We start from the raw sequence: 6,195 nt of genomic DNA on the forward strand, positions 1-6,195 counted from the left end.
ACTTGAATAAGGATAAATAATAAATAGTATTATTTAGGCTGGATTTCCTGTTATCCACTCTTTTTGTGTATCAATTTATTCCTATATTTGACCAACAAATTCAACGCTATAAAACATACCTATTCAATAATACCAATCTATGAAATACGTAGCATCTATCGACCAAGGCACAACCAGCACTCGCTGCATAATTTTTGATAAAAAAGGAAACATCGTTTCGGTCGGGCAAAAAGAACACGAGCAGATTTACCCAAAACCGGGCTGGGTTGAACATGACTCAGAAGAAATTTGGAAAAATACGCTCGAAGTTATAGCCAAAGCCCGAATCAATAAAAATATCAAGGTAGAAGATATTGCTGCCTGTGGCATAACCAATCAACGAGAAACAGCTGTTGTCTGGAACAAACGCACAGGAAAAGCCTACTACAATGCCATCGTGTGGCAAGATACTCGTGTGGGCGATACCGTAAATGCTCTTACGAAAAGTCATGGTTCACAATTCTTTCAAGACCGCACGGGTTTGCCTTTGGCCACTTATTTCAGCGGTTTGAAAATCAAATGGATTCTCGATAACGTAGCAGGTGTGCGTGAAGATGCCGAGAAAGGCGAAGCAATTTTCGGAAATATGGATACGTTCTTGATGTGGCATCTAACGGGTGGCACAAAAGGTGGCTTGCACATTACTGATGTTACGAATGCCAGCCGTACGCAACTAATGAACCTCGAAACCGTTCAGTGGGATGCAGAATTGGCCGCAATTATGAATATTCCGCTACAAATGTTGCCTAAAATTGAGCCAAGTAGCAAAGTTTATGGACACATCCAGTCGGAAACGATGCAAGGAGTGCCATTGGCTGGAATCTTAGGCGACCAACAAGCCGCCCTCGTCGGACAAACTTGTTACCAACCTGGCGAAGCTAAAAATACTTACGGAACGGGTTGTTTTATGTTGATGAATACAGGCACAGAAATCGTTCCATCAAAAGCTGGTTTGCTCACAACCGTTGCTTATCAGTTTGAAAATCAGCCAGTTCATTACGCACTCGAAGGCTCGGTAGCGATTGCTGGAGCATTAGTGCAATGGTTACGAGATAACATGGGAATGATTGAAAAAAGTACGGATGTAGAGGCTTTGGCTAAAACCGTTGAAGATAACGGCGGAGCATATTTTGTTCCAGCCTTTTCGGGGCTTTACGCACCTTATTGGAAGTCTTCGGCTCGTGGTGTAATTGCGGGTCTGACTCGCTACGTAAACAAAGGCCACATTGCTCGTGCGGTTTTGGAAGCAACGGCTTACCAAACAAGAGATGTGTTGGAAGCAATGGAAAAAGATTCAGGTATCGAAGTTTCTTCGCTCAGAGTTGATGGCGGAATGGTAGTAAACGAATTATTGATGCAATTCCAGTCAGATATGCTCAAAGTGCCAGTTATTCGCCCAAAAATGATTGAAACTACTGCACTCGGTGCCGCTTATGCCGCAGGTCTGGCCGTTGGCTTTTGGGCAAATTTAGATGATTTGCTACAAAATTGGGGCAAAGACAAAACATGGAAACCAAAAATGAAAGCCGCCGAACGCAAGAAATTATATACAGGTTGGAAGAAAGCAATCAAGCGTTCATTTGATTGGGAGAAGTAGATTTCACAAAAACAGACATTTCATTAAAGCCGTCTTCGCAGATGGCTTTTTTGTTTATATTTGGAAAAATTTTAAACACACAGAAATTTATACTCACTCACACGTATGAAGAAAATCTTTACTATTTGCTTTTTAATCTTAAACATTCACAACTTATTTGCTCAGAATTGTAATCTACCGTTTGGAATAACAATTGATTATAATAACAGAAGATTAACAGACAATTACCAATTTTATTTTTGCTCAGGTATTCCAATAACCCTAACTGCCGACGAAATTCCTAATGCTACCTATCAGTGGTTTTTAGATGATAAAGAAATACAAGGTGCAACGAAAATGGATTATTTAATAGGAAATGTAGGCGGCAAATATACTGTAAGGGCAACTTCTGGCTCATGTAGCTACTTTAGAATTGTGTATTTAAATTTTACAACTACGCTAAATACTTTTCTATATAGCTCCACAGGTCAGCAATCTGTAAATATTTGTGATAGAAATGGTAGTATTCAGCTATACCCTATAGTAAATTATACAAATGATTTTAAGTATCAGTGGCAAAAAGATAATATTGATATTGATGGGGAAGAAAATTATTACTATTCTCCGCAAAAAGCAGGGCAATATACTGTTAGGGTTTCTCAAGGAGAGTGTAGTACTACCACCCAACCAATCGAAGTAAAAACGATAGACTTAAAAACGCATCAGATTGTTTTAGGAGATAAAGCCTACACAAAAGACACTACGCTTGAGTTTTGTGAAGGAATACCTATTCGCATGTTATCTAATTTTGGGTATTGGGATTATTCAGAAATTAAAGCATTTAAAGATGGTAAACAAATCAACTTCAATAACGGTGACAAAATTAGTGAATCCGGAAAATATAGATTAGAACTGAAAAAGGGTGATTGTCTGCTCATTACTCCAACAATCGAAGTTAAATTCGGAAAAAACTTACCACAATTTACTCTTAATGATTGGATTCCAACAGCATTCAATAGATGTGGCCAAAGGGTAATATATTTTACAAATTCGTATGAAATTTCAGCTTCTACCAAAGAAGGCGATGTAAAAATTGAGTGGAGAAAAGATGGAATAAAGCAATTTGAAAATCCTTTAGGTGCTGTTTATACTGCTTCGGCTCCGGGTATATATACTGCTGTTGTTAAAAGTGGGCAATGTCAGAGCGAAACTAAAAAATTTGAAATAAAATCTCTTTCTTCGGGTATAGTTCCACTCAGAATAAATAATATAAATGGTAAAAAAGTAGAGGCCTGCATTGGACAAACCCTTACTTTGAACATTGTAACTTTGCAAAGAAAACAATTAGAACTTTACAAAGATGGTAACATAATTGCTACAACAAATGTGAATGATTTACCCAAAATAACAGAATCTGGCAAATATTATGTAATCGCTAAGGAAGAAAACATCTGTACTCAATATTCAGATACATTAGAGGTTATCATTAAAGGCGTAAAAGCTTTACCTATAACCCTTGATAATTCCCTGTGCCAAAATGGCATTTTTAATTTATCTGTTGAAAAGAGAGAAGGTTTAACCTATTCTTGGAAAAAAGAAGGGAAATTAATACCTAATGCCAATAACTCTACTTTTACCACAAAAGAAACAGGAAACTATTCGGTCGTAATCAATCAAGATTTTTGCTCTGTAGCTTCACCTGAAATAGCGGTTGGAGCAAAAATTAAAGTAAATTCAACAATTTGTGAAAGACAAACTTTACAGTTAAATGCAGGAAAAGCAAAAAATTACGAATGGAAAGGACCCAATGGCTTTACCTCTACCCTACAAAACCCGACGGTTTCTAAACTAAGTTCTGCTAATCAAGGATTATATTACTTGAATATTACTAATGATAACGGTTGTACATTCAAAGATAGTGTTTCTATAAAAGTTAATCCATTACCAATTTTTTCAGTAGAAACTCCAGAAATTATCTGCTTAGGTAAATCGTTCACCATTACACCCAAAACTTCAAATAATAATTCGGTTTATTATAACATGAATACCCCTGATAATGTAGGATTTGGTTTTGGTGGCAGCCTGACCCGAGAAAATGCAACACCACAAATGGCAGGCATTTATAAGATAACAGCTACTGATTATGATACGAAGTGTACTTATACTGCAACTGCCAATGTTAAGATTAATACAGAAGCGGATTGCCCATCAATTACTTTAGCAGACTTATCAAAAGCGAAGATTTGTTATGATACTGATACTGATATCCATTTCACAACATCGGGTAAGTTTGCACCCAATACTGTATTTACTGTAAATCAAATTGATTATTACGGTAAACTTATTCCGCTTGCCTCTGGCACAAAAAGCCCTATAAAAGTACGGATTTCAAGCTACTATAGGTTAGTTATTACTTCAAACGATAGAAATATCAGTAGTTCACCAAGTACTTATCTAAGCCTATCGTATGTTTATACACCAAGAATTATCTATGCAAGTCAAAGTGCTTGTACTGGCTATAGCGTACCCTTAAAAATAGATACAACTTATAATAAATTCGATAAAGTTCAGTGGAAATTTAATGGAAAAAAAATAGACGGTGCAACGGGCATCTCCTACTCAGCAAAACAGGCTGGTGGATATTCTATCGAAGTTTCAAGAGATGGGTGTATTGCCAAAAGTAATGATACGTTAGCCCTTGTTTCTATTGGAAAACTTGAAAAACCATACGTTTATCCCCTGACTTCTCCTTTTGCTTGCGAGGGATTTTCGATAGACGTAGCATCTTCAAACTACTTAGACGATGTAACTTTTCAATGGAATTTAGATGGAAAACCCGTCGAAAAAATGAATAGTTCTACTATAAAAGCGAGTAAAAAAGGAAGGTATTCGCTTACAGTCAAGCAAGGAACTTGTGAAGCAACCTCTGACTCAGTGCAGGTAAATATTGGAGATATTTTGCCTAATAGAGTAGTTGGATACGGCGGATATTTGAGCAATTATGACCCAACAAAAGTTGAAGTTTGTAAAGGTTCTACTTATCAATTTTATTATCAACCTTATTTTGATAGAGGTTATTACCAAGATTCCGTCATTCGTCGACGTGGTGTGCAATTACAATGGCAAAAAGACGGCCTTGATATTCCAAATGCTGATAGTATTTCATATAAAGTTGAAAAAGAGGGCAATTATCGTTTAAAAATTTCTCAAGGCTCTTGTGTTACATATTCCAAGCCAACTCAAATTAAGTTTACCAATAAGGTCAAGCTTTCAATGTCAAACTATTCATCAAATGCCTACTCAACAAATGATAAAAGTATTTTAGCTTGCGAAAAAGATAGTCTTCTATTACATTTTTATGGTGGAGATGGTGAGCAATATTATTCTTACCCAACCAAAGTATATAACGGCAACAAGTTGATAAAAGAATTACCAAAATACAACACTAACTTTTATGCTGCAACTTCTGGTAATTACTGGGTAACACAAACCTACCCGTTAAAAGACTCACAAGAAACATGTATAGCCACAAGTGATACTTTAAATGTAAAAATTGGCGGTACCAAAATAGAAGTCCTTTCACAAAATATTACTTCTTGCTTAGATACTATTAGCGTATATAGTTTTTATCAGAGAAATGCTAAGTATCGTTGGAAGTTCAATGATGTCTATTTATCTAAAGACACCACAGAAAACATAAAAATCTATCAATCAGGCACTTATCAATGGGAAGCGAATACAAAGAGCTGCCAATTTATCTCGAAACCATTTACCGTAAGCTTTGGCCAATTAGAAGCAACACTTGAAAGCCCTTATAAAACAGTACCATGCTATGGAGATATTGTTACACTTTTTCCTCGAATAAAAAGTTATACCTACGCTTATGATGATAAAACACAAAAGCGAATAGACCAGCCAAGCTTTCAATGGAAAAAAGATGGCGTTGATTTTAGTAAAGAAGAATATTTAGAAAATGTCCCAAAAGGTACCTATTCAGTCACGATAAAGCAAAAAAACTGTAGTGTAACGACCAATCCGATAACGATAGATTATATCAAAATTCCAAGAGAAGTCTCTCCAAAAGATAGCACATTTATTTGTGTCAATGGCGGCTTTATGGAGTTAACGAGTGCTGCAGACCAAACCCTTAAATATACATGGGCAAAAGATAGAAAAGTAATTTCTAATCAAATAAAGTCAAGTATAAAAGCTACTGAAACAGGCACCTATCAAGCCCAAATAGAATCTGGCGATTGTGCTACTCAGAGTTTTCCAGTTAAAGTCTTACCAACTACTAAATTACCCACAGCCACCATTAGTGGAAGTAAAGATTTGAATATTGGGGACTCTACTCGAATAAAAATTGACCTAACATCTTCCCCACCGTGGACAATTAAACTTGCGAATAACGAAACCTTTACTACCGAAAAAACACCTTATGAGTTTTTTGTAAAACCTTCGCAAACAACCATTTATGAACTTACCTCCATCAAAAATGCTTGTGGCGAGGGAACCGTCAGTGGTAAAGCAGAAGTGAAGATTATAATTTTGGGCAACGAAGAAATCGAAGGAGCAAAAAT

At 36.3% G+C, this 6,195-nt stretch carries 2 protein-coding genes; both read left to right on the top strand.

All coding sequences use genetic code 11. The features are described 5' to 3' along the window. Nucleotides 1-139: 139 nt before the first annotated feature. Nucleotides 140-1,636, top strand: coding sequence for a glycerol kinase GlpK (gene glpK / locus ACOVO2_RS07235; protein ID WP_421769328.1), 1,497 nt, complete (start codon nucleotides 140-142; stop codon nucleotides 1,634-1,636). Between the two features lie 105 nt (nucleotides 1,637-1,741). Further along, nucleotides 1,742-6,195, top strand: a 4,454-nt coding sequence (locus tag ACOVO2_RS07240) for a hypothetical protein (protein WP_421769329.1), incomplete at its 3' end; no start/stop codon positions are given.

Origin of the sequence: Emticicia sp., from assembly GCF_049241225.1 — a bacterium.
GTDB lineage: Bacteria > Bacteroidota > Bacteroidia > Cytophagales > Spirosomataceae > Emticicia.

Coding starts and splice junctions, on each gene's coding strand:
- glpK (WP_421769328.1), top strand. CDS start 140: ATGAAATACGTAGCATCTATCGACCAAGGCACAACCAGCACTCGCTGC.